This is a genomic window from Paenibacillus sp. 05T425, assembly GCF_056396205.1.
In genome coordinates this window covers 268,766-292,645 of sequence record NZ_JBFTLA010000006.1, presented here as the reverse complement: position 1 = coordinate 292,645, position 23,880 = coordinate 268,766, and the positions used below count along the sequence as shown (strand labels likewise).

General features: G+C 51.9%; 21 protein-coding genes and 1 other annotated feature. Of the genes, 18 read left to right on the top strand and 3 right to left on the bottom strand.

What is annotated here, in order from left to right; genetic code table 11:
- Positions 1 to 63 precede the first annotated feature (63 nt).
- The 3 genes from AC1DF0_RS15415 (at position 64) to AC1DF0_RS15405 (ending at position 3,313) form a co-directional block, all read left to right on the top strand.
- The gene (locus AC1DF0_RS15415; protein ID WP_442051778.1) at positions 64 to 1,698 is read left to right on the top strand and encodes an RsmB/NOP family class I SAM-dependent RNA methyltransferase; all 1,635 of its coding nucleotides are present in this window, start codon (positions 64 to 66) and stop codon (positions 1,696 to 1,698) included.
- 1 nt (position 1,699) lies between these two features.
- The gene (locus tag AC1DF0_RS15410) at positions 1,700 to 2,446 is read left to right on the top strand and encodes a pseudouridine synthase (protein WP_442051777.1); all 747 of its coding nucleotides are present in this window, start codon (positions 1,700 to 1,702) and stop codon (positions 2,444 to 2,446) included.
- A gap of 72 nt (positions 2,447 to 2,518) precedes the next feature.
- Complete coding sequence (locus tag AC1DF0_RS15405; protein WP_477574528.1) at positions 2,519 to 3,313, top strand: Cof-type HAD-IIB family hydrolase; 795 nt, start codon at positions 2,519 to 2,521, stop codon at positions 3,311 to 3,313.
- Between the two features lie 96 nt (positions 3,314 to 3,409).
- Here AC1DF0_RS15405 and AC1DF0_RS15400 read toward each other — a convergent pair whose 3' ends face one another.
- Positions 3,410 to 5,194 carry a DEAD/DEAH box helicase gene (locus tag AC1DF0_RS15400; protein ID WP_442051775.1) on the bottom strand — a complete coding sequence of 595 codons (1,785 nt, stop codon included), beginning with the start codon at positions 5,192 to 5,194 and terminating at the stop codon, positions 3,410 to 3,412.
- 128 nt (positions 5,195 to 5,322) lie between these two features.
- On the opposite strand from AC1DF0_RS15400, the gene AC1DF0_RS15395 reads away from it, so the two are divergent.
- From AC1DF0_RS15395 to leuS, 7 genes are all read left to right on the top strand, one after another.
- Positions 5,323 to 5,529, top strand: coding sequence for a YwbE family protein (locus AC1DF0_RS15395; protein ID WP_442051774.1), 207 nt, complete (start codon positions 5,323 to 5,325; stop codon positions 5,527 to 5,529).
- A 60-nt stretch (positions 5,530 to 5,589) separates the two neighbouring features.
- Positions 5,590 to 5,892 carry a hypothetical protein gene (locus AC1DF0_RS15390; protein ID WP_442051773.1) on the top strand — a complete coding sequence of 101 codons (303 nt, stop codon included), beginning with the start codon at positions 5,590 to 5,592 and terminating at the stop codon, positions 5,890 to 5,892.
- Between the two features lie 248 nt (positions 5,893 to 6,140).
- Complete coding sequence (locus AC1DF0_RS15385; RefSeq protein WP_477574527.1) at positions 6,141 to 7,358, top strand: GNAT family N-acetyltransferase; 1,218 nt, start codon at positions 6,141 to 6,143, stop codon at positions 7,356 to 7,358.
- A 165-nt stretch (positions 7,359 to 7,523) separates the two neighbouring features.
- Complete coding sequence (locus tag AC1DF0_RS15380; RefSeq protein WP_442051796.1) at positions 7,524 to 8,687, top strand: CynX/NimT family MFS transporter; 1,164 nt, start codon at positions 7,524 to 7,526, stop codon at positions 8,685 to 8,687.
- An 81-nt stretch (positions 8,688 to 8,768) separates the two neighbouring features.
- Positions 8,769 to 9,128, top strand: coding sequence for a hypothetical protein (locus tag AC1DF0_RS15375; RefSeq protein WP_442051771.1), 360 nt, complete (start codon positions 8,769 to 8,771; stop codon positions 9,126 to 9,128).
- Positions 9,125 to 9,532 (top strand): hypothetical protein, encoded by a 408-nt coding sequence (locus AC1DF0_RS15370; RefSeq protein WP_442051770.1) that lies wholly within the window; start codon positions 9,125 to 9,127, stop codon positions 9,530 to 9,532. Before AC1DF0_RS15375 ends, AC1DF0_RS15370 begins: the two co-directional genes overlap by 4 nt.
- A 46-nt stretch (positions 9,533 to 9,578) precedes the next feature.
- Positions 9,579 to 9,797: a binding site (T-box leader), on the top strand.
- A 101-nt stretch (positions 9,798 to 9,898) separates the two neighbouring features.
- Entirely contained in the window at positions 9,899 to 12,337 is a 2,439-nt protein-coding gene (gene leuS / locus AC1DF0_RS15365; RefSeq protein WP_477574762.1) for a leucine--tRNA ligase, read from the top strand.
- Positions 12,338 to 12,392: 55 nt separating this feature from the next.
- Here the strand turns inward: leuS and comER are convergent, their stop codons facing one another.
- Positions 12,393 to 13,232, bottom strand: a complete 840-nt coding sequence (gene comER / locus AC1DF0_RS15360; protein ID WP_442051769.1) for a late competence protein ComER — start codon at positions 13,230 to 13,232, stop codon at positions 12,393 to 12,395.
- Between the two features lie 135 nt (positions 13,233 to 13,367).
- Here comER and AC1DF0_RS15355 point away from each other — a divergent pair, with 135 nt between their 5' ends.
- From AC1DF0_RS15355 to holA, 7 genes are all read left to right on the top strand, one after another.
- Complete coding sequence (locus AC1DF0_RS15355) at positions 13,368 to 13,910, top strand: ComEA family DNA-binding protein (RefSeq protein ID WP_477574526.1); 543 nt, start codon at positions 13,368 to 13,370, stop codon at positions 13,908 to 13,910.
- A gap of 115 nt (positions 13,911 to 14,025) precedes the next feature.
- Complete coding sequence (locus tag AC1DF0_RS15350; protein WP_477574525.1) at positions 14,026 to 15,324, top strand: homocysteine synthase; 1,299 nt, start codon at positions 14,026 to 14,028, stop codon at positions 15,322 to 15,324.
- 88 nt (positions 15,325 to 15,412) lie between these two features.
- On the top strand, positions 15,413 to 15,943 hold the full coding sequence (locus tag AC1DF0_RS15345; protein WP_337101556.1) for a deoxycytidylate deaminase: 531 nt from the start codon (positions 15,413 to 15,415) through the stop codon (positions 15,941 to 15,943).
- Between the two features lie 121 nt (positions 15,944 to 16,064).
- Positions 16,065 to 18,719: a ComEC/Rec2 family competence protein gene (locus tag AC1DF0_RS15340; RefSeq protein WP_477574524.1), complete on the top strand. Its 2,655-nt coding sequence runs from the start codon at positions 16,065 to 16,067 to the stop codon at positions 18,717 to 18,719.
- A gap of 376 nt (positions 18,720 to 19,095) precedes the next feature.
- A complete protein-coding gene (locus AC1DF0_RS15335; RefSeq protein WP_475821417.1) occupies positions 19,096 to 19,644 on the top strand; it encodes a sigma-70 family RNA polymerase sigma factor in 549 nt (182 codons plus the stop codon).
- Positions 19,641 to 20,720, top strand: a complete 1,080-nt coding sequence (locus AC1DF0_RS15330) for an anti-sigma factor family protein (protein WP_477574523.1) — start codon at positions 19,641 to 19,643, stop codon at positions 20,718 to 20,720. Before AC1DF0_RS15335 ends, AC1DF0_RS15330 begins: the two co-directional genes overlap by 4 nt.
- Positions 20,721 to 21,088: 368 nt before the next feature.
- Positions 21,089 to 22,123, top strand: coding sequence for a DNA polymerase III subunit delta (gene holA, locus AC1DF0_RS15325; RefSeq protein ID WP_477574522.1), 1,035 nt, complete (start codon positions 21,089 to 21,091; stop codon positions 22,121 to 22,123).
- A 127-nt stretch (positions 22,124 to 22,250) separates the two neighbouring features.
- Here holA and rpsT read toward each other — a convergent pair whose 3' ends face one another.
- Complete coding sequence (rpsT, locus tag AC1DF0_RS15320) at positions 22,251 to 22,523, bottom strand: 30S ribosomal protein S20 (protein ID WP_337101560.1); 273 nt, start codon at positions 22,521 to 22,523, stop codon at positions 22,251 to 22,253.
- 208 nt (positions 22,524 to 22,731) lie between these two features.
- Between rpsT and gpr the strand changes: the two genes are divergently transcribed.
- Complete coding sequence (gene gpr / locus AC1DF0_RS15315; protein ID WP_477574521.1) at positions 22,732 to 23,736, top strand: GPR endopeptidase; 1,005 nt, start codon at positions 22,732 to 22,734, stop codon at positions 23,734 to 23,736.
- The last annotated feature ends 144 nt before the right edge of the window (positions 23,737 to 23,880 follow it).

The window sequence follows — 23,880 nt, the reverse complement described above, 5'->3', positions numbered from 1 at the left end:
CAACATAGCCGATTGCGTTTGTACATCAGACCGCAACCTAGACAATTAGCAGGAGGAGACCGTATGATCGGCCATTTGCCTACAAAATTCACGCAAAAGATGGAAAAGCTGCTTGGCAGCGAATATGACAATTTTATGGCATCTTATGCTGCGCCGCGTGTATACGGGCTTAGAATAAATGCATTGAAGCTGACAATCGGCGACTGGAAGAAGCTGTCCCCGATGGGCGATCGCGTCCGTCCAATTCCATGGACCCAGGATGGACTATATTACGCCGAGGAAGACAGGCCGGGCAAGCACCCGCATTATTATGCAGGGCTGTATTATATCCAAGAGCCCAGCGCGATGGCGCCGGTGGAACTGCTTGATGTGAAGCCGGGTCATAAAGTGCTTGATCTATGCGCTGCGCCAGGAGGCAAGTCCACGCAAATTGCGGCCAAGCTTCAAGGTAAAGGCGTACTCGTTACGAACGACAATGCGCAGGAGCGGACGAAAGCGCTGACCAAAAATATCGAACGGGTAGGCGTTCGCAATGCCGTTATTCTGAACGAAGAGCCGGCAGCTCTTGCTCCGGTTTTCGCGGAATGGTTCGATCGTATCCTTATTGATGCGCCATGCTCGGGTGAAGGGATGTTCCGCAAGGACGAATCGATGATTGCCGATTGGGAGAAGCATTCCGTCGAGCGATGCGCGGCGATGCAGCGGGATATATTGCGCCATGCTGCTGGGATGCTTGCCCCAGGAGGAATACTCGTCTATTCGACATGTACCTTCTCGCCTGAAGAAGATGAATGGCAGATCGCTGAATTGCTGGCTAATCATAGCGACTTTGAAGTTGTTCCGGTAGCGCATCGTTATGGCTGGGCGGAAGGAAGAGCAGACCTTGCGGCGGCATCGTCAGCCGCCGCTGAGCTTGACGAGAAGCGATTGCGCAGCATAGAGGGCACTGTTCGGCTCTGGCCTCATCGGATCGAAGGAGAGGGCCATTACGCGGCTGTATTAAGGAGACGTGAAGCGGTGCCTGTAGTAATGGGCAGCGAGACGATTGTTGTTCCTGAGGAACGTGCTTTGGCATCCGCAGAAGCTCCTCTTCCTCCTTCCCGGCATGCGAAGGATAAGCTGCTGAGAGCAGCCGATACTCGCGGAGGACGTGATTCCGGACGTCATTCCCAGCAAAGGGACAAGCGCGGCGCCAAAGCAGCCGCAGATCGCGGACGTGCTGCCGGCGGAAGGAAGGACGTACAGGACGATCAAGATCCGATCAGCTTGTGGAAGGCATATGCAAGTCAATTCGTAAACGGTGCGGAAGCATGGGAAGGCAAACCAATCGCCTACGGTTCAAGGGTTTATTTGCAGCCTGAGGGTGTACCGTCGCTTAATGGGCTCAAAGTCGTTAGGGCAGGCTGGTTCGTCGGCGAGGCTGACCGAGGCAAGTTTGTTCCCTCACAGCCGTTAGCAATGGGCTTGGCGGCGCAAGAAGCCGTAAGAGCGATTAGCTTCCGATCGGATGATCCGCAGACGCAGCGGTATTTGCGCGGGGAGACGTTGTTTGCGGAGGATGGGGATATTGTTAGACAAAGCGATGTTATCGCGAAAGGGTATGTGCTCGTATGCACAGACGGTTATCCGCTCGGCTGGGCGAAGTATGCGGGCGGCATGATTAAAAATGAGCTTCCAGCAGGATGGAGATGGATATAAAATGGCGAAGCGAATCAGAATCGATAAGCTGCTGTCTCATATGGGAATCGGTACGCGAAGCGAGATTAAGAAGGCGGTCAAGCAAGGGAAAGTGGCAGTAGACGGCAAGCCGGTGAAGGATAGCGGCCTCATTGTCGATCCGGATGTGCATAAGGTTTCTTTCGAGGGTGAGATCGTCGCCTATAAGGAGGTCGTCTATCTCATGCTGAATAAGCCCCCCGGCGTTATTTCCGCAACAGAGGACGGCAGGGAGCGAACGGTCATCGATCTGCTGGCGCCTGAGGATCGTGTACTGTCGCCTTTTCCAGTGGGAAGGCTCGATAAGGATACGGTAGGGCTGCTGCTGCTTACGAATGACGGTCAACTCGCGCACGAGCTGCTGTCGCCGCGCAAGCATGTGGACAAAACCTACGTAGCGCATGTTCTAGGAGACGTCGATGAACAGGATCGGCAGCAATTCGCCTCTGGAGTAACGCTCGACGACGGTTATGTGACGATGCCTGCCGAGCTTAGTATCGATAGCAAGGAGCAGCGCGGCGAAGATGTGATCTCAATAATCACCCTCACCATTAAAGAGGGCAAGTTCCATCAGGTAAAGCGTATGTTCGAGTCGGTCGGGAAACAAGTGATATTTTTGAAGAGAGTGTCAATGGGACCGCTTCAGTTGGACAATCATTTGCCGGAGGGTGAATATCGCGAACTATTGGAAGAGGAAGTAGAGCTCTTGCGCACATACAAACGAACGTAATGGTTTGCAAATAACTCATAGAGATAGAGACAAAGTGGGTAGTACCGCTACAACAGGATGGGAGAGATAGAGATGGCTTTGAATTACGACTTAATTGCACTGGATGTAGACGGAACCTTGCTAACCGACGACCATGTTTTAACCGATGAAGTGCKGGAAGCAGTTCAGGAGGCGGCTGCCAAAGGCGCTCAGATCGTATTATGTTCGGGACGCGGACCGTCTGGCGTTTTGCCGATCATGGAGCAGTTGGAGCTTGCAGGAACACTCATCTCGCATAACGGCGCCGCGACAGTAAGCTCGTATGACCTGGCGGTTGTTCATCAATACGAGATTATCCCGGAATACCTTGCCCCCTATATCGCTTATTGCAAAGAGAACGGCGTTCATTTTGATTTAAATACTGCGTTTGACATGATGGTCGAGCGAATGACGCCTGAAGCGGAAGTGATGTATGCGCGCTTCCACGCGAAACCTTCTGTATTTGACTTTGCAGCTGGATTGCCGTCAGGGCTATTGAAATTCACGATATTCGGAAGCAAAGAGCAGATGGATGTCGTACAATCCGATTGGGAGCAATGGCCAAGACAGCTTCAATCGATCCGGAGCGGGGATTTCTTCATCGATGTGCAGCATGCGGATGCGAACAAAGGGAAAGCGCTTAGGCAGTTGGCTCTAAGCCGGGGGATCGATCGGGAACGGATATTGGCTATCGGCAATTATTATAACGATATTTCGATGCTTGAGTTCGCGGGGTTAGGCATTGCGATGGACAACTCACCAGAGCTTGTTAAGCAGTCAGCGGGCGCAGTCACGCTATCTAACCATGAGGACGGCGTTGCTGCTGCACTGCGGAAATATGTATCTTAGATGAAGTACGGGCAGCAGAGGACGGCGGCACATATAAAATAGAGGCAAGCACGAAGCAGATAGCTCTGCTCAGTGCTTGCCTCTTACCCTTGTTTATTATCTGCCGCGACCGCCAGGTCCGCCCGGTCTGCCAGAGGATCTGCCGCCGCCGGAGGACTTGCCGCCTCTAGGCTGTCCGGACTTGCTGCCTGAGCCGCCCGACATGTTGCCGCGTGCTGCGCCACGGCTGCGGTTAGCGCTGCCGCGACCGCCTTGGCCGCTTGGTTTCGATTCTCCTCGCAGCGCCGTCCATGGATTGTTGACCGCATCCATCTCGCGTCCCGCTACGTGAGCACCGTCTCTTACGCGCTCCAGGCTTCCGCCACCGCTGGCGCGACCGCCGCGCTTACCGGCAGACACACCGTCGTTTCCAGCACGGCTTCCACGTCCGCGGTCAGCGCCGCGAGGTGCTGAAGAATCACGTTCCGCGAAGCGTTCCGCACCGCGTCCAGCGGCGCGGGGAACGTCCCAGCCTGGCTTCTCCGTGTTTGCGCTTGCGCTCCGTTCAGTGCTTCTGCCGCCGCGTCTGCCTTCATTCTTCTGCTCGCGACCGCCGCTTCGGCCAGCAGACTTAAAGCTGCTTGAACCTTCGCTCCGTTGTCGTCCACGGCCTTTGCCTTTAGCATCGCGTGACCGGTCACTGCCGCCGGCGCTAACTGGCTTGCCAGTTCTGCCGCGTCCAGCCCCGCGCTCGCTGCCTTGCTCGTTAGATGCTGACAAGACGCCTTCGTTATCGATCTTACGGCGCTCAAGCTTCGCATTAATGCTTTGCTCGATAAGCAATAGATTGTTTTTGTCGTAAGGAGTAGCAAGAGTAATCGCCATACCGTTATGACCCGCGCGTCCGGTTCTGCCGATCCGATGGATATACAGCTCGCCATCTTGCGGGACATCGTAATTGTATACATGCGTAACGCCGTCAACATCAAGTCCGCGCGCCGCTACGTCCGTAGCGACAAGCACCTGTAGACGTGCGTCTCTGAAACGCTTCATCACTTGCTCGCGCTTAGCTTGCGTCAAGTCGCCGTGCAGCTCATCGGACTCGATGTCCAGATCCTGCAGCGCCTCGTTCAGCTTCTTCGCACGCACCTTCGTGCGGCAGAAGATAACAGCCAAGTAAGGCTGATGAAGCTGCAGCAGGTGTACAAGCGCGTCTTGCTTGGTACGGTCCGTTGTGTCGATGACTAGCTGCTTAATATTATCAAGCGTCACGTTCGCGCTGCGGATTCGAACATCCGATGGCGTCTTCATATATTCTGCGGCTAGGCGTCTGATCGCATCCGGCATAGTAGCCGAGAACAGCATCGTCTGACGAGCGCGTGGCGTTTGGGTGACAATGCTCTCCACCTCGGGCAGGAAGCCCATGTGCAACATTTGGTCAGCCTCGTCGAGCACAAGCATCTGCAGCTTGCCGAGATTGATCGTTTGCCGCTTCATATGGTCGATTAATCGGCCTGGCGTTGCGACAACGATATGCGGCGCACGCTTCAGCTTATGAATCTGAGCCTCTACGTCTTGACCGCCGTAAGCGGCCAGCACGCTGGCTCCGACGATAGGCGCAAGCTTCTTGAGCTCGCTCGTTATTTGGATTGCAAGCTCGCGGGTAGGCGTTAGAATTAGCGCCTGCACCTGCTCCTTCTCCGTGTTGATCCGTTGGAGAATCGGAAGCGCGAACGCCATCGTCTTGCCTGTTCCGGTCTGCGCTTGCGCAATGACGTCCTGTCCCTCGAGCAGCATCGGTATCGTCTGCTTCTGTACCGGGGTTGGGTCGGTTATTCCGTTCTTTTGGAGCAAATCGCTTAATTCGGGGCTGATCCCCAAAGCTTTAAAAGCGTTAGACATTCGTATATTTCCTCATTTCATTTCGATCGTTTGAAGACTAGTATAACAGTTGTCCACTTAATGTGCATCTTTACATTACATATGTTATGCTGATTTTCATCGAAGATTAGCAGAGGAATGATAAAAAAATGAATGGCACAATCAGATCGGCGATTAAAGCGGGGCTAACGGTTGATATTGTCCTCAAACAGGATCAACGTACAGGCAAGCTTACGCGAGGCATCGTCAAAGATATACTTACTAACTCGCCGAACCACCCGCATGGCATTAAAGTGCGTCTGACGGATGGTCAGGTCGGCAGAGTCAAACAAATCGTAAATGAATCGCAAGCATAGAAGGATAGTTGAACCTTTCTGTTAGGCTGTGATGACGAGGGAAAGGAGGAACGGCTCAACATGGCTTTTGGAATAACGCGAGCGGAGATGGAGAGTTGGAAAACGGCGGTTGCGGGGGGCGATATCGCCTTTCTGACCCATTACTGGCTTGATCCGAGATTTCCGGATATGCGAACCGTAACGAAGGTCGGCTGCTCCGATCTGGCGAAGCTGTCACGTTGGTGTCTCGATAATGGATTGAACCCGCGATATATTCACAATCGAGATCCATTTCCTCATTTTGATCTTCTTGGAGCGAAGCAGCGCGAGTTGCTTCTAAAGGAGAACAAGCATGACCAGCTGGAGAGATTCGGACTACTATAACCATATCGCAGCAGCTGCCGAATCGGCGGCTTTTTTTTACCACATAAGAATGTTTAAGTGCTTTACAGCGATAAAGCGTGAAGGAGATCATTCAGATTGGCGATAAAAACTTCCGCTTAAACGCKGTCGCTCATCCTCGAAGTACTCMGGTAGGAGTTTTTCTCATTGTGGCGGTATCCTTCAAGTGATAGAATCTATGAAAATCGGATTTGACTACACGAGGTTAACACTTATTGGGAGGACGGGGTATGAGTATGGAGCAGCAGTCAAGAGCGCAATTGCTAGAGCAATTCGTTTCATGGAATACATTCATCCATCATATCGAGCGGCTTGGAGAGCAGCTGTKGAATCAGAACATTGCGGAAGGTAAATGGTCGGTTCGCGAAGTTGTGGCCCATATCGCGCGTTGGGACGATTATTTCTTTGAGGAAGCAGTTGCCAAAGCTGCCAGAATGGAATCTCTAACGGTCAAGCACTTGGATTATGATACATTTAACGAAATCTCCAAGGCTTACGGAACTTCGACGGAAATTCGGAAGCTGGCCGAACACGCTGTTTCGATTCGCCGTCGAATTATTAGCGTCATAGAAGGGTTGAGCGTTACCGAATATGAAGACGCATATACAGACGCAGACGGTCATCCGTTTCAATTCGAAACGTATTTGAAGGATTTCATCTGGCATGACCGTCATCATATGGATCAAATCAAGCGACTGATCCATTTCAAGCTCGAGGAGATGAGCCTTAACGGCTGGCCGGCGCTTCAGACGACGGTATACGATGGCTGGCTTATACGCACGGCTGACGGATATACGAAGCGGTCGAATTCGGTCCAGCCGTTATATGGGCATACGCTTCCGCTTGAGTTGAAAATCCGTCATTGTGAGACGCTATACAATGAGCTGAAGTCGCCGACTGTTTTTAAAATAACGCCATTCGCCAAACCCGTTGAACTGGACGGTGCGTTAGCCGATATGGGCTATGAATTGATTGACCGCACATGCGTGAAGACGGTCGCTCTTGAAGATGTTGATCTTCCGTCAGGTCCGGATTCGGACATTTCCCTCGAGCCTGTGCTCTCTGAGCTGTGGCTGGATGCGGTAGCCGTATTCAATCGCTTAACGGAGGGGCAGAAATCCGCGACTAGAAACATGCTGACGTCTTCATCGATTAAGAAATGTTATGGACTGCTCTACGATAACGGCATTCCAGTCGCCTGCGGTTTCGCAACGCTTGAGCAAGGCTGGGTCGGCTTGTATGACATCGTTACGGATTCGCAGTTCCGCAACAAAGGTTACGGCGAGAAGCTTATTCGGCAATTGCTCGGTTGGGCTAAGAAGGAAGGCGCAACGCACGGTTATTTGCTTGTCGTCAAAGCGAATGAACCTGCCAACCGATTATATGACAAGATCGGCTACATACAAGCTTATGAGTATTGGTACAGAGTGAAGGCTTGTCCGTCATAGGTTCTGCAGTCCACTCGCATATTTAACAACTTAGAGCTTTATTCAACAGGAGAGAAGGACTTAATCGTGAAAAGTTTTCAATCAGGACAATCTTTGCCGAATGCGCACGGGGTATCGTCTTCCACCATTAACGGCACCTCGTTATTAATCGCAGGCATACTAATCATGGCCCTTAATTTGCGCGCTCCAATTACGGCTGTCGGCCCGATCGTATCGAATATTCAGCAAACTTTCGGTTTGTCCAGCACGATGACCGGTTTGCTGACAACGCTGCCGCTGTTTGCTTTTGCCCTGATATCTCCGCTCGCGCCGCGTTTGGCTAGCCGGATTGGCATAAAAAACAGCCTTTTTCTATCTATGCTGTTGCTGTTCGGGGCTGTCCTCATCCGTTCGCTCCCAAGCTTGGCAGCGCTTCTTTCCGGAACGATGCTGCTCGGCATGGCGATTGCGATTGCCAATGTACTGTTGCCTAGTCTGATCAAGCGAGATTTCCCAGGCTCGGTAGGCGTGATGACAGGGCTGTATTCCGTCGTCATGAATCTTGGCGCCGGCCTCGCATCAGGCTTCAGCATTCCAATGGCCGAAAGTCTTGAGCTCGGCTGGGAAGGCATGCTCGCTTCGTGGTCGCTGCTCGCGCTTATTGCCGCAGCTGCATGGCTGCCTCAAGTACGCGGACGGCTCAACAAGCTGAAACATTTCTTCCAAAGCGAAGGTAGCGGCAGGAAATCAGCAAGCGTCAACAAGACTGGCAACAAGCTGACACGATCGGCGCTGGCTTGGCAAGTTACTCTGTTCATGGGGCTGCAATCATTCACGTTTTACGTTAATATTTCATGGCTTCCGGAGATATTGCATGATCGCGGCATGAGCCATAGCGGAGCAGGCTGGATGCTGTTCATGCTCCAGATCGTCAGCCTTCCAGCGACGTTCATTGTTCCTATTCTCGCAGCGAAGAGGCGCAGTCAGCGGCCGCTCGCCTTATCCTCGGCTATTCTGCTAATCATCTCCTATGTGGGGTTGTTAGCCGGACCCTCATCCTGGATTCCGCTATGGATTATGCTCTTAGGTATCTCTGGTGGCGCAGGCTTCAGCCTGGCGGTCATGTTCTTCGCACTGCGAACGTCCAATGCGGAGCAATCGGCACAGCTATCGGGCATGGCGCAATCGATTGGCTATTTGCTGGCAGCGACCGGGCCGTTGCTATTCGGCTTGCTGCATGACGCGACGCATGGATGGTCGTCATCGTTATGGATGATATTGGCCGTTACGATCTTGTTCGGGGTTGCTGGGTGGTATGCGGCTGCCGACAAAACCGTAAACTCGCAATAATTGGGATATTTCGGCAACTTTATTTAAAGCGAATCCGTTTAGTAGATTGCAGTCTAACTTTACAATGCGGAGGGATAAGCTATGCTCTACCTATTCGGATGCGCCTTTATCGTGATAGGATTTGCGTTCGCAGCCAAAGCGGCATCTGTCAACTCGCCTTGGTCGAAGACGTTGTTTCTTGCGGTTCTCTTAAGCCTAATCGCGAATGTTGCCTTGGTTTCCACAATTGCCGCCAACTCGAATCCAGCAGCAAACGAAGGCTTTAGTGTTCCAAATCGGATTGCTTATTGGATTATTGGCGAGGATGGATGGAGTATGGGGCTGTTCCAACGATTATTTGATCAGTCAATGTGGTGTACCTTGTGGCTTGCGCTTATACTCGCTGTTGTTTCGATAAGTGAGGCATTCGGTCGCAAGATGAGGAGAGCTGGCAGCGCATGATCGGAAAAAGTTATGTGTACGCGTTGGCCGCGGCATTTATGTCCTTGACCATTGGCGCTTGTTATATCGGCGATCTGTTTTTCGACTACAGCTTTCTTGGCATGGAAATGGGATCGGAGCGGGAGACCGTGCACCTATGGGGCTTTGTATCGATCGGACTTGGCGCTGTATTGCTCTCAATTGTTATGGTAACCATGGACAGCAATCGGCAAATGTTGAAGCAATGGATGGTTATCACTCTTTTCTTGCTGTGCTTTATTCAGCTTGCTCCGCTTTTCTTGTGGACGTTCGTCGTTCTTATAGGCGAATGGAATGCGGTATGGGTACTGCTAATCCATTTATTATTGTTGGTTATCCTTATCGGAAGCGTTAGGTATATGAGACGGACGCTTGTCGGATCTTGACACAGAGCATAACGATCTTTATAATCGAAAATAACTATTTTCATCCATAGAAGCGTTGAAGAGGAGCAGTAATTTCGCAAAGCAAGGCCTAGAGAGCCGGTGTAAGGGTGTAAGCCGGACCTGCTGCGGAACGAATCTCGCCTTGGAGCTGTGCGTTATCCATACGCGCCGTCTGGCCTGCGATAAAGGCGACAAGTGAGCACAGGCAAAGCATGCCCGTCGCTAACTAGGGTGGTACCACGGGAGCTCAACTCTCGTCCCTAGCGTAATACGCTAGGGGCGGGAGTTTTTTTATTGCAATCTAAGCCTAGCCTTGGATTGAGCGCTTAATCGTGAGTAAGTTTAACTTTGTAGGAGGAATAGATGATGAGTCAGGAGCAGCAATTTCACGGCTACAACCMGCTTGTTGTAGAGCCGAAGTGGCAGCAATATTGGGATAAGAACAAGACGTTCCAAACGAAGGAAGAGCAAGGCAAACCTAAATTTTACGCACTCGACATGTTCCCGTATCCATCTGGAGCAGGCTTGCATGTAGGCCATCCGGAAGGTTATACCGCAACAGATATCGTATCCCGCTACAAGCGCATGCAGGGCTATAATGTCCTTCATCCGATGGGCTGGGACGCTTTCGGCTTGCCGGCCGAGCAGCACGCGCTCGATACAGGCCAGCATCCAAGAGACATTACGTTCAAAAATATCGACAACTTCCGCCGTCAAATCAAATCGCTAGGTTTCTCCTACGATTGGGATCGCGAGTTCAGCACGACGGACCCGGATTATTATAAATGGACGCAGTGGATTTTCATCCAATTGTACAACCGCGGACTTGCTTATGTAGCAGAGGTTCCGGTTAACTGGTGTCCGGCGCTTGGCACCGTTCTTGCTAATGAGGAAGTCATCGACGGCCTAAGCGAACGCGGCGGCCATCCGGTTATTCGCAAGCCGATGCGTCAATGGATTCTGAGAATTACCGAGTACGCGGAGCGTTTGCTTGAAGATCTGGAAGAGCTGGATTGGACGGAAAGCATTAAAGATATGCAGCGCAACTGGATCGGCAAGTCGACGGGCGCGGAAGTGACGTTCGCAATTGACGGCCATAACGATTCGCTAGTTGTGTTCACAACCCGTCCCGACACGCTGTTCGGCGCTACGTATTGCGTGCTTGCACCTGAGCATGAGCTGGTAGCTTCCATTACGACAGCCGATCAGAAGGCTGCTGTTGAAGCTTATCAAGACGCTGCTGCTCGCAAGAGCGATTTGGAACGTACAGATTTGGCGAAGGACAAGACAGGCGTATTCACTGGCGCTTATGCGATCAACCCGGTGAATGGAGCTAAGACGCCGATCTGGATTGCCGATTACGTGCTTGCAGGCTACGGCACGGGAGCAATTATGGCCGTACCTGGTCATGACGTACGCGACTGGGAGTTTGCGAAGCAGTTCGGGTTGCCGATTATCGAGGTTGTTGAAGGCGGAGACGTAACGAAAGAAGCTTTTGCTGGAGACGGCCCGCATGTTAACTCCGATTTCATTAACGGTCTGAACAATGAAGAGGCAATTGCCGCAATGATTAAGCATTTGCAAGAGACTGGCAAGGGCCAAGGAAAAGTGACTTATCGCTTGCGCGACTGGCTGTTCAGCCGTCAACGCTACTGGGGCGAGCCGATTCCGATTCTCCACTTGGAGGATGGAACGATGAAGCCTGTCCCTGAGGATCAGCTGCCGCTGCTGCTGCCTGATGTCGATGCGATCAAGCCGTCCGGAACGGGCGAATCACCGCTGGCGAACGTCACTGAATGGGTCAATACAATCGATCCGGAGACGGGGATGAATGCTCGCCGCGAGACGAACACGATGCCGCAATGGGCAGGCAGCTGCTGGTATTACTTGCGCTTCATCGATCCGAAGAACGAGAATGAGATTTGTTCCAAGGAGAAGCAAAAGGAATGGCTGCCGGTCGATCTTTATATCGGCGGCGCGGAGCATGCGGTGCTTCACTTGCTGTATGCGCGCTTCTGGCATAAAGTGCTGTACGATATTGGCGTTGTCGATACGAAGGAGCCGTTCCACAAGCTCGTTAACCAAGGGATGATTCTTGGTACGAACAACGAGAAGATGTCCAAATCACGCGGCAATGTCATCAACCCGGACGACATCGTAGGCGAGTTCGGCGCAGATACGCTTCGCATGTACGAAATGTTCATGGGTCCGCTTGAAGCGACGAAGCCGTGGAATACGAACGGGGTTGAAGGCACTTACCGTTTCTTGAGCCGCGTATGGCGCTTGTTCATTAACGAGGACGGCAGCTTGAGCGCGAAAATAACGGATGGCGATACTAGCGATGCGTTCAAGCGCACATGGCATCGTTCGATTAAGAAGGTAACCGAGGATTACGAAAACCTTCGTTTCAATACGGTCATTAGCCAGTTGATGATCTTCGTTAACGAAGCCTACAAGACGGAAGTGCTTCCGCGTGAGGCGATGGCGCAGTTCTTGCAAATGCTGTCCCCGATCGCTCCGCATATTACGGAAGAGTTGTGGGAAAAGCTTGGACGAGCGGAGACGATTACGTATTCCGAGTGGCCGAAGTACGAGGAAGCTTGGACGGTCGATCAAGAGGTAGAGATTGTCGTTCAAGTGAACGGCAAGATCGTAGAACGCGTCTCGATCGCTGCCGATACAGAAACGGACGAGATGGAACGCCTGGCGAAGGAGCTCGAGAAGGTTCAAGAGCTTATCGCGGGCAAAACCGTTCGCAAAGTGGTTGCCGTAAAAGGCAAGCTTGTTAACATCGTAGCCAACTAATACGAATACAGCCGCAAAACTTCGAAGAGGTGAGCGGGCTTTAGCTGAAGCACAGCTATTGCCCGTTCACCTCTTCGCTCATAAATGAGGCAGAAACCTTGATTAAATCGTCCTTATACTTATTATGCGTCGTACGAATAAGCTGATTGAACATGCCGCCTGTCTCACGCTTCAAGTATTCCAGTGCTTGCGCCGTTATTCCGCCTGGTACGGCGACCTTCTCCTGCACGTCGGCAGGCGTTAATCCGCCCTCCGTCAGCAGCAATCCGGTTCCGAGCATCATCGCGCTTGCGACCTTGCGCGCTTCTTCGCGCGCGATCCCTGTTTCTTCGACTGCAGCTTCGATGAATTGCTCCAGCAGAAACGTAAAGAAGGCTGGACCGCAGCTCGATAAATCGGACACGATTCGCGTATGGGATTCTTGAATGCGAAGCGGTTCGCTAATGTAGGCGAGGAGTTGTTCAAGCTTCGTTTTATCCGCCTCGTTCATTCGTTTGCCATAGATGCATAACGTGGCGCCGCTCGATACTTGGTTCGTAATGCTTGGAATGACTTTTGCGATTTTGCAGTCCAGTTCGTCTTCGAGCTGGGCGATCAGCACGGGACTCGTGATGGACACGATGATTTGACTGGGATGGACGATGTGCTTCAAATCGTCGACCGCTTTCTTGAACTCATGAGGCTTGATGCACAAAAAAACAATTTCGCTGCCGCAAGCAACCGCAGCATTCGTCGTCTCTGCTGTCATGCCGGAGTAACGGTCAGCCAAAGCTTGCGCCTTTGCAAAGGTGCGGTTGCTAATAACAATTTGTGCAGGCGAAAGCGCGCCCGATGCGATAAAAGCCTCAATCAGCAGGCTTCCCATCGTTCCCGTCCCGATAAATCCGACATTCATGCGGAGCCCCCCTAAGCATAAGCCGCGTTTTGCGTACTCTCTTACCATATTCTGCATGACTTGTTCCATATGCACGCAATTAAGATAACAGACACTTCTAGCTAATATATGAAAATAAAGAGGAGCTGTTGCGTAATGCAAAAAAAGTATGCTCGTGTGGAGATGAAGTTATGGCTGCCGGCGGCGGTTTGTCTAGCAGCGGCAGCGGTTTTGCTCGTCGCAGCATTCACTCAGCCTAAGCAGGATAACCGTGAACAATGGACTGCATTGAATGACGAGGTGGAGCTTGCTTTGAAGGAGCTGGAGCCGGATGCTTCAACGCGCGGTGAGGAGGCGGCTGGTTCAAAGAACGAGGCAGGCGATGCTCATGAGGGTGAGGAGAGGCGCGCTGTGAACGACGAAGCAGGGAAGACGGGTAGCGCAGCTGATGCTGATGATGCTCAAGCGGACAGCGAGCTAATGATTGAAGATGACCAGACGGGCAAGCTTGATATTAACCGAGCGACCGCAGAAGAACTGGATGCGTTGAAAGGAATCGGCCCCGCTAAGGCGCAGGCTATTGTCGATGATAGGGAGAAGAATGGTCCTTTTGCCACGGTAAATGATCTGCTCAGAGTGCGAGGAATAGGCGAAAAGCTGCTTGCGGGCATGAAAGAGGGCATTGTGGCTCGTCCATGATTGTGAGATAATGGAAGGAATCGGTTGCAGCAGGAGTCTGAAGCTGACGAGGCAGGTATCCTGCTTTGACCGCAGTGCCATTATCATTTACTTTTATAGGAGGCGTTCAATTAAGATGTCTGAACAACGCAAGCTCTCACTTGATACGGTAGCCGTCCACGGAGGCCAACAAATCGATCCAACGACAATGTCGCGCGCAGTACCGATCTACCAAACGACGTCGTACGGATTTAGAGATACAGATCACGCAGCAAGCTTATTCTCTTTGCAGGAATTCGGCAACATTTATACGCGCCTAATGAACCCGACATCGGACGTATTCGAGAAGCGCGTAGCTGAGCTCGAAGGCGCACCGGCAGCGCTTGCGGTCGCATCCGGCCAGTCTGCTATTACTTATGCACTGCTGAACATTGCAGGCGCCGGTGACGAGATCGTCTCTGCGACAAGCCTGTATGGCGGTACATACAACCTGTTCTCCACGACGCTTCCGAAGCTTGGCATTACAGTCAAATTCGTAGATCCTTCGAATCCGGAGAACTTCCGCGCTGCGATTACAGAGCGCACGAAAGCCGTATATGCGGAGACGATCGGCAATCCGAAGGGCGATATTATCGACCTGGAAGCTGTTGCGGCGATCGCGCATGAGAACGGCATTCCGTTMATCGTGGACAATACGTTCCCAAGTCCTTACCTATGCCGTCCGATTGAACATGGAGTCGATATCGTTGTCCATTCCGCTACGAAGTTCATTGGCGGTCACGGCACATCGATAGGCGGCGTTATCGTCGACGGAGGCAAGTTCGATTGGAAGGCAAGCGGTAAGTTCCCTGGCCTTACCGAACCGGACCCAAGCTATCACGGCGTTGTATATACGGATGCGGTTGGTCCGATAGCTTATATTATTAAAGCTCGCGTACAGCTGCTTCGCGATATGGGCGCGGCTTTATCGCCGTTCAACTCGTTCCTGCTGCTGCAAGGACTTGAGACGCTGCATTTGCGTATGGAGCGCCATAGCTCGAATGCTCAGCAGGTGGCCGAGTTCCTGGAAGCTCATGAGTCGGTTGAATGGGTGAACTACCCGGGCCTTCCAAGCCATCCATCCTATGAGCTGGCGCAGAAGTATTTGCCGAAGGGCAAAGGCGCTATTCTTACATTCGGAATTAAAGGCGGCGTAGAAGCCGGCAAGAAAGTGATCAATTCCGTTAAGCTGTTCTCTCATCTCGCTAACGTCGGCGATTCGAAGTCGCTTATCATTCATCCGGCGAGTACGACGCACCAGCAGCTGTCGGCCGATGAGCAGGATGCGGCAGGCGTTGCGCCAGGCATGATTCGCTTGTCGATCGGAACGGAAGGCATCGACGATATTTTGGCAGACCTGAGTCAGGCGCTTACGCTTAGCCAACAGGGTGCATAAGACGAAATCATAACATAACGGCACATAGTCAAGCTTACAGCATGAAGGATAGAAGCAGCATGAGCAAGAGAGAGGAAGAAGCTGAACAATGTTGAAGGAAACACAAGAGACTGCCCGTAAAGATTGGGATACGTATTTCATGGATATCGCCTACATGGTGTCAACGCGATCGCGCTGTCCAAGAAGACATGTCGGAGCCGTGCTCGTACAGGGCAAGAAGCTGCTCGGGACTGCTTATAACGGCGCGCCAATGGGCGTACACGATTGCCTGGAAGAGGGCTGTATGATCGCGGAAGAGATCGAGATGAAGCTCGTGGACGGCAAGGAGCAGGTTGTGAAGAAGCAGCGCTGCATTCGGACCATACATGCCGAGCAAAATCTCCTCCTGTTCACCGATCGCGCAGACCGCGAAGGGTCGGTCGTCTACGTGACGGATCAGCCGTGCTGGACGTGCGCGAATATGCTTGCCAATAGCGGTATCGTAGAGATCGTATATCATCGCAGCTATCCGAAGGACAGCGAGAAAGTCGCTGCGCTAATGGAACAGAAGGGAATTGTGTTTCGCAGCTTGGATCAGTTCGATCCGCCGGCTCAAGCTCAGATGGAAATTACATTGTAGTAAATCGTATTTCAATATTAAAGTGGCAGAGGAAGAACCTCCGCTTGCATCTTTTTTGATGCCGGCGGTGGTTCTTTTTGTTGTTTTGTTGCGATGTTGCAGGTAGAAAAGGGGGAGCGGGATGAACAGAAGGCCGCTTATTTGGTTTGTGCTATGTTATGTGTGCGGAAGCGCGGCTGCGGCGGGACTTAACGCGCAAGGCGTCGTATATGCCGGCGGGGCGGCCTTGTTCGGGGCCGCCGCCTGCGTGATGTTAGGGAAGGCGTCGCCGAGACTGGCGATCGCCTGCTTGCTCGCGGCGGGGCTTGCGGCAGGGGAGCGTCTATGGGCGGATGCCCATAACGTGACCGGGCTGCCGGAGCTGCTGGCCGCCGCCGAGGCGGAAGGGTCGCGAGCCGGATACGAGGCGGAGGCGGAGGGGGTTATCGTGTCGGTCGTAGAGGTCGACGGCGACCGGGTCAGCTTCCGCGTCAGGACGGAACGTCTGCGCGTGAAGGGGGATGCGAAGCCGCGAGCTGTACGCGAGCGGCTGATCGTTCAGGTGCGGCTGGCGGAGCAGCCGGAGCAAGCTGTTGCCGCGGGCTGGAAGCGCGGCGACAAGGTCGTGATTAGCGGCGAGCTAGCGCAGCCGGCCGCAGCAACGAATAGCGGCGGCTTCGATTACCGCCGCTATCTTCGCAGCCAGCGCATCCACTGGCTGCTCAAGGTCAAGGGCGCCGCCTACGTCAAAGCGTCGGCGGGCCCAGCCTGGACCGCGGCCGCTATGCTCGGCCGCATCGATGCCGTGCGCGACAGCCTCGGCGCACGGATGAACGCCATGTACCCGTCCGATCAGTCCGGGTACATGAAGGGTCTCGTCCTCGGCATCCGCGAGGACCTCGACCCGCAGCAGTTCCAGCAATTCTCGCGTCTTGGTTTGACGCATATATTGGCAATTTCAGGACTGCACGTCGCGGTGTTCCTCTACGCGCTTGGAGGACTGCTGCGGCTCGCAAGGCTGACGCGCGAGCGAACGCTTCTGCTGCTTATGATTGCCGTACCGCTATATGTCCTGCTCTCCGGCGCATCGCCATCCGTCGTGCGAGCCGGACTTATGGCGATACTCGGCCTGCTTGCAGCGCGGCTGGGCAAACTTAAGGACGGGCTGCATCTGCTGGCGGCAGCTGCTTTGGTTATGCTCATCTACGATCCCTATTTCCTCGAGAATGTAAGCTTCCAGTTGTCTTTCATTGTCACGATCGGGCTAATACTCGGCGTCAATCCAGTGCGCAAGGCAATGCCTGAGTGGCGCAGGGGCAAGGCGCTGCTTGACCTTGCGGCAGTGACGCTCGTCGCGCAGCTTGTATCGTTTCCGATATCGATCTATTACTTTAACCAATTTCATCTATTGTCGCTTCCGGCCAATTTTATTCTCGTCCCGTTTATTAGCTTTGTCGTCATGCCGATAGGTGCTGGAGCGCTCATTATCAGCCTGTTATGGGAGGGCGGCGGTAAGACGCTCTCTTATGTATCCCATTATGCCAACGACTGGACGTTCGCTCTTGTCGAGAAGTTAGCTGCGGTCGATAGTCTTCGAACGATCTGGGCGAGCCCGCCCTTATGGTGGGTTGTTGCTTGGCTGGCAGCACTGTGCTTGACGTTTCATTGGCTTAATCAGCGCGTTCGTCCTCAGCTTAATGAAAACAATCMTATAGATCAGATAACAGATCGTTTGGTTGTACCCACGATTCCGCTTCCTGTTGGCACTTCGAACGATGTCGTGCTTCCCGACCCGTTAATCGAGTTACGACAACGCCTTAACCTGTCAACGATAAGGGAGGAGCACTCAGTGGGTGAAGTACTTCGCAAAGTGTACAAGCCTCTTGTAATGATAATGATTATAGGAACACTCTTATTTTTGGCATACGATCCCGATCGATGGGATAACAAGGCGAAGATCAGCGTCATCGATGTCGGACAAGGGGATGCCATCCATATTAGAACGCCAGAAGGCAAGCATATGCTTATCGACGGGGGCGGTACTTTATCTTTCGTGAAGCCAGGCGAAGAATGGCGTGCGAGAAGCGATCCTTTCGAGGTAGGACGCAAGCTTCTAGTACCGCTTTTAATGAAGCGAGGCGCGCAGGAGATTGACGTTCTTGTGATTACTCATCTTGACAGCGATCATATAAGGGGACTGCAGGCAGTGATTGAATCGATTCCCGTCAAAAGTATTTGGTGGAATGGATCGGTCAAGCAAGCTGAKGACGCAGAGAAGCTTATCCAGACTGCGCTTGACAAGTCTATCCCCATGTACGGAGTTTATGCGGGGATGGAGATGAATGTTGATGACAGTACGGATGTTCAAGTGTTATGGCCGCCGCAACAATCGAATGACGTTATTGAAGTACAGCAGGAGCAGAATGAGCTAAGCGTCGTCTTGTCCCTTCGAATCTACGGGCAATTATTCGTTATGTCCGGCGATATCAATGCGTCTACGGAGCACGCGATTATCGACCTGATGCGCCAAACCAACCATGCCATTGACCCAATCGACCGTGCAGCTGTATTAAAGATCGCTCATCATGGCAGCAGGTTCTCGACAAGCGATGAATGGCTTCATTATTGGCGGCCAATGGGTGCGGCAGCTTCGGTTGGAGCAACGAACAGCTACGGTCACCCTCATCCGGACGTTCTTGCCAAACTTGCTGCGGCTGGAGCTCGGCTATGGCGAACCGACCTGGACGGAGAGATCCAATTCTCCATATCGGAGAAAGGACTATTTGTTGGAAATTAGAGTTGATGATGACTCAAAAGCATAGCTGCTAAAAGTCATTATATTAGCCCCGCTCATCGAGCAGAGGGCTTATTGACGTTTGTAAATGCAAGCGGATCATCGCATTTCTATATACGKGCAACTGAATATTTGGTATCCTTTAATGTGGAGTTGTCTGTCATGAAACTTTTCTAATAATTCTTAGTATATAAATTAGCGTATACAGCTGCGATCGAACTCTGACTGTGTGGGCTTAACTGCCGCAGTGTATTGGCGATTAGAAGCTAATTAAAGGCGAACTTCATATTTCTTAATATTTCTTAAGAATTCTTAAAAAAAATTGCAACTTTTAATGCAACCGCCTCGTCAGAGAGGTTGCAAGAGAGGGGGATCCTTCGTGGTGGAGCCGGACCTCATACGAGCCGCTCAGTCGGGAGATCGCGACGCTTTAATAACTCTATTGCGTGAGATTGAAACCCATGTTTATCGGACAGCCTATTATATATTGAATAACGAGCAGGACGCTATGGATGCGGCCCAGGAGGCGCTTATACGCATCTATACGAAGATCAGCTCTTATGAAGAGAAGGCTCAATTCAAGACATGGATTCAACGAATCGTGACCAACATATGTATCGATAAATTTCGAAGGAATAAGCCGACGGTATCGATTGACGAGCATGAGATGGTTTTTCGCGAGAAGCAGAATGTAGAGGACGAGGTTATGTCCGCGTATGCGGTACAAGACATTCGGTCCGCGATCGAGAAGCTTCCCGAGCATCATCGGGCTGTCGTCGTGCTTCGTTATTTGCAGGATTTCTCGTACAACGAAATTGCCGATTCACTCGATTTGCCGCTCAATACGGTGAAGTCTTATTTGTTTAGAGCTAGACAGCAACTGCAAACTTTACTCCATGATTATCAGAAAGGTGGTGTCCGGGGATGAATTGTCAAGAGGTGATGGATTTAATGCACAGGCAGCTAGATGGCGATCTCGACGAGAGCGAGTACAGCGTCTTGATAGATCATACTAGACATTGTCCGGACTGTGCAGCAATGTATGATAGACTTCAGTTGCTGTCCGCCGAACTTACTAGTTTGCCTAAGGTTGTTCCGAGCTATAGCTTAGTCGATGCGATATTGCCGGAGCTACAGCGTTTGGATCTGGAAGAGCGAAGCGATTCGATGCATGTCGTTCATAAGGATGAAGTTGAACAGGAGCAGGGTAAGCTTGCAGCTCGCCGGTTGGCACGCAACCGACGTCTTCCATCGCTTCGGTATGTGGGCGGGATCATAGCGGCAGGCGTCGTCGCCGGCTTGTTCATTATTGGCTATAACGCAGGAATCGGCCCGGGCTTTGACAACGACAGTGCGAATTCGATGACTGCTCAAGAATCGGCTTCCAATGACACGATGGACATTGTTCAGCGAAGCGACGTATATAGCTTGAAATCGGACCAAAAAATAGAGCAGGACGCGTCTGCCGCCGAAGAGGACATCGAATCGTCAGGTGATTCAGATGGCGGTGCTCAGCCTAGTGTTCGCACGCAAGGAAATGAAGGATCACCTGCAGCAGGAGCTCCAGACCAGTTAGACGAAGCAACGAGCTCGGGAGAAGTCGGCAAACAACCGATACCTGAATCCGAACCGGAGATGGAGACGTCTAATACCTTGGAAAGCGGAGCGTTAAGCGGCGATGGAATGAGCAATAAGTCCGGAACCGACACCTTTACGTCTACGCCGGGCACTCAAGGGATTATGAGCGAAGTGCCGGTTGCGATTACTGCCATTTCACCTAATGGAGAATGGCAAGCGGTCGCGGAAGGCTTTAAGGTGAAGATATTTAAGGCTGCGGATCAATCGCTTCTGTTCGAGACGGACCGAAAGAACGGCAAGCTTGCCGGGCTCGTCTGGTCAGACGACAATACCGTGCTGAACTATGAAGTACAGTTGGAACAAGGCGCTAGTGAGAAATACGTTATAGACGTAAAGGCGGGAAGCGACACGAAGGCGCAACATTAATTTGCGGGTATTCGCACACTATCCTGAAGCTTTGCGTATAGTATAAGCAACGAGCAACCATTGCAAGCTGGCGAGAGCGTGACGAACGTATGACCAACCGTAGGGCGGTACCATGGACCTGCCTGCGGCTGTTTATATAGATGTTCGGCAAGCTGGGTCGGGCTGACTGTTAACGGAGTAGGGCATCCGGATAATAGTCAGAACCGGGTCATGTTGAGGGATAAGCGTTGTTTGTTTCATGAATCAGCTCTTATCTTTGGACAAAGGGATGTAGCCTTCTGAAGGCACATCCCTTTGTTGCCGTCTATTCTAAGTCATCGTGTGCGAAGCTGAGATTAAGGACATCATTGGGAAGGCGGTGAATACGATTGGATCCGAAGGAAGCATTAAAGGAAATTAAGGGAGGCCGTTTCAGACCGATCTATGTATTGTACGGTAAGGATCGTTACCGCGTTCAGCATTTTATTGATACGTTATCGGACAAGCTGTTTACGTCCGATGAGAGGGAGCTCGGCATCGTTAAATTCGATACCGCCGAGACATCGATCGAGGAAGCCGTATTGGAAGCGGAGACGCTGCCATTCTTTGTACCGCGCAAGCTCGTGTTAATTCGAGATATGAATGTGTTTGCCGCTGGCGGCAAAGAAGGCGGCAAGATCGAGCATAAGCCCGAGAAGTTGTTGCAGTACATAGAAAATCCTTCCGAAACGTCGGTTATTGTGGTAAGCGTGCATGCGGAGAAGCTGGATGAACGCCGTAAGCTGGTGAAGACACTTAAGGATCGCCATTCGCTAATCGCTTTTCCAGAGCTGGACGCGGCGCAATTGAAGCAATGGATGATCAAGCGTGCAGCAGAACAGCAGAGAACTCTCGAGTCAGAAGCAGCCGATCTTCTCTTCATGCGGACAGGCGCCAATATGCAGCAGCTGGCGCAAGAGGTAGACAAGCTTTGTCTGCATGCTGGAGCAGGGGGAACGATTACGGCTGAAGAAGCGTCGATGCTTACTGCCGCAACGGCCGAAGAGGATGTATTCGCGCTTATCGAAGCTATCGCTGAGCTGCGTATCGACCGTGCGCTCCGTATGTATCGCGAGCTGCTCATCAGGCGGGAAGAGCCGATTAAGATTGCTGCGCTCATCGCAAGGCAGTTGCGTATCATGCTGCAGATTAAGGAGCTTGAGCAGCATCAGTATTCGCCGCAGCAGATGGCGGGGCAGCTCGGCCTTCATCCTTATGCGGTGAAGCTGTCAGCGGAGAAGAGCCGCAAGTTCCAAACAGCAAGACTTGGGCAGCTGCTCGCGTCGTTAGCCGACCTGGATTACAAAATGAAGACAGGCGCCATTGACAAGACATTAGGACTTGAATTGTACTTGCTATCATTAGGACTTGAGCAGAGAGCGTAGCCGCGATATTGCGGCAGCGCTGCTGCTCTTTTTTAACTCAAACTGGAATTCCCACTATCCATATAACACAAAAAACGGCTTCACCGTTCGCTAAGCGATCGATGAAGCCGTTTCAACTTGGCTGTTATTAAGCTTGTGCCGACAAGGCATTCAGCTTTTTAGCAAGGCGCGATTTTTTGCGGGAAGCCGCATTTTTATGAATCAGGCCTTTCGTAGCTGCTTTGTCCAATTTTTTGGTAGCAGCGATCAATGCAGCTTTAGCTGCGTTAACGTCAGTGCCAGCAATTGCTTGGTCAGCAGATTTAACGGCCGAACGAAGTGCGGATTTTTGGGATGCGTTCAAAGCACGGCGTTTTTCGCTTGTTTTGACGCGTTTAATTGCGGATTTAATGTTTGGCATGGAATTCACCTCCTAAACTGTTCACAACGGTAAATATCTAGATAACACAACTTAAAATATATTATCATGCAGGTTGCCAAAAAGCAATAGTAACCAATGCGAGGTCTAGACGTCAATAGGATGCAGCCAAAGAAATCAAAGTATGAAAATGATCTCCTTGCAAACAATAACGAAAGTACATACGTACGCAAGAAGGGAGCACCGAACAATGAGTGAGCTTGATCTGCAGCAATATAATATTCGAACCGACTTGGCGCTGGAAGCGAAAGAACTGGCGGAAACGCCGGGCGGCGGTCCGATACCCGGCATTGTCTCCGAGGTGACGGAGGATAAAGGCATTACGATTACGCAGCTGCATGTGCAGAATGAGCTGGGCTCGCAGGCTATCGGCAAAATGCAAGGCCAATACGTAACAATCGAGGTACCGGAGCTGCGCAATCAGGATACGGAGCTTCAAGACCGGGTGGCAACGGCGTTCGCCAAACATTTCGAGAAGTTTCTAGAGCGGCTCGGCATTAACAAAATGGCCAAAGTATTGATCGTCGGCTTGGGCAACTGGAATGTTACTCCCGACGCGCTTGGACCGCTAGTCGTCGAGAACGTTATGGTTACTCGGCATTACTTTGAATTAATGCCCGATCAAGTCGCGCCGGGCTATCGTCCCGTTAGCGCGATCGCGCCAGGCGTACTCGGCATTACAGGCATCGAGTCAAGCGAGATCGTACAAGGGATCGTGGAGCGCTCGAAGCCTGATCTTGTTATTGCAATCGACGCTTTGGCGTCTAAAGCGATTGAACGGGTGAATACGACGATTCAAATTGCGGACACAGGCATTCATCCCGGCTCGGGTATAGGCAATAAGCGCAAAGGATTGACGAAAGAAATATTGGGCGTGCCTGTCATCGCGATCGGCGTGCCGACCGTCGTGTACGCTTCGACCATTGTCAACAATACGCTCGAGATGATGAGATCCCATATCGAGAAGCAGAAGGGCGATTCGAATCATATTTTCGGAGTCATGAACCAGTTGCCCGAACAAGAGCGGCTTCAGCTTGTAAAGGAAGTTCTGAGTCCGCTTGGCCATGATCTGCTCGTTACCCCGAAGGAGATAGACCAGTTTATTGAGGATATTGCCAACATTATCGCTAGCGGACTTAACGCTTCGCTTCATGATGCGGTGGATACCGATAATGTGGCTGCCTATACGCATTAAAAATCACATGTGACGTCCCGGTCTTTGGCTGGGACGTTCTTTTTTGCATTCCTACCTTTTCACATAAAACGATCCTCTCCCAATCCAAATCTATGAGATTGTAACCAACAAACTGCTCTCTAGTGGTTCTATGAACTCGGCGGC

Excerpts from the sequence above, each read along its gene's own strand:
- gpr (WP_477574521.1), top strand. The coding sequence starts at position 22,732 with ATGAGTGAGCTTGATCTGCAGCAATATAATATTCGAACCGACTTGGCG.
- AC1DF0_RS15400 (WP_442051775.1), bottom strand. The coding sequence starts at position 5,194 with ATGTCTAACGCTTTTAAAGCTTTGGGGATCAGCCCCGAATTAAGCGAT.
- rpsT (WP_337101560.1), bottom strand. The coding sequence starts at position 22,523 with ATGCCAAACATTAAATCCGCAATTAAACGCGTCAAAACAAGCGAAAAA.
- AC1DF0_RS15355 (WP_477574526.1), top strand. The coding sequence starts at position 13,368 with ATGCAAAAAAAGTATGCTCGTGTGGAGATGAAGTTATGGCTGCCGGCG.
- AC1DF0_RS15370 (WP_442051770.1), top strand. The coding sequence starts at position 9,125 with ATGATCGGAAAAAGTTATGTGTACGCGTTGGCCGCGGCATTTATGTCC.
- AC1DF0_RS15395 (WP_442051774.1), top strand. The coding sequence starts at position 5,323 with ATGAATGGCACAATCAGATCGGCGATTAAAGCGGGGCTAACGGTTGAT.
- AC1DF0_RS15415 (WP_442051778.1), top strand. The coding sequence starts at position 64 with ATGATCGGCCATTTGCCTACAAAATTCACGCAAAAGATGGAAAAGCTG.
- AC1DF0_RS15345 (WP_337101556.1), top strand. The coding sequence starts at position 15,413 with ATGTTGAAGGAAACACAAGAGACTGCCCGTAAAGATTGGGATACGTAT.
- AC1DF0_RS15380 (WP_442051796.1), top strand. The coding sequence starts at position 7,524 with ATGGCCCTTAATTTGCGCGCTCCAATTACGGCTGTCGGCCCGATCGTA.
- AC1DF0_RS15330 (WP_477574523.1), top strand. The coding sequence starts at position 19,641 with ATGAATTGTCAAGAGGTGATGGATTTAATGCACAGGCAGCTAGATGGC.
- comER (WP_442051769.1), bottom strand. The coding sequence starts at position 13,232 with ATGAATGTCGGATTTATCGGGACGGGAACGATGGGAAGCCTGCTGATT.
- AC1DF0_RS15390 (WP_442051773.1), top strand. The coding sequence starts at position 5,590 with ATGGCTTTTGGAATAACGCGAGCGGAGATGGAGAGTTGGAAAACGGCG.
- AC1DF0_RS15375 (WP_442051771.1), top strand. The coding sequence starts at position 8,769 with ATGCTCTACCTATTCGGATGCGCCTTTATCGTGATAGGATTTGCGTTC.
- AC1DF0_RS15410 (WP_442051777.1), top strand. The coding sequence starts at position 1,700 with ATGGCGAAGCGAATCAGAATCGATAAGCTGCTGTCTCATATGGGAATC.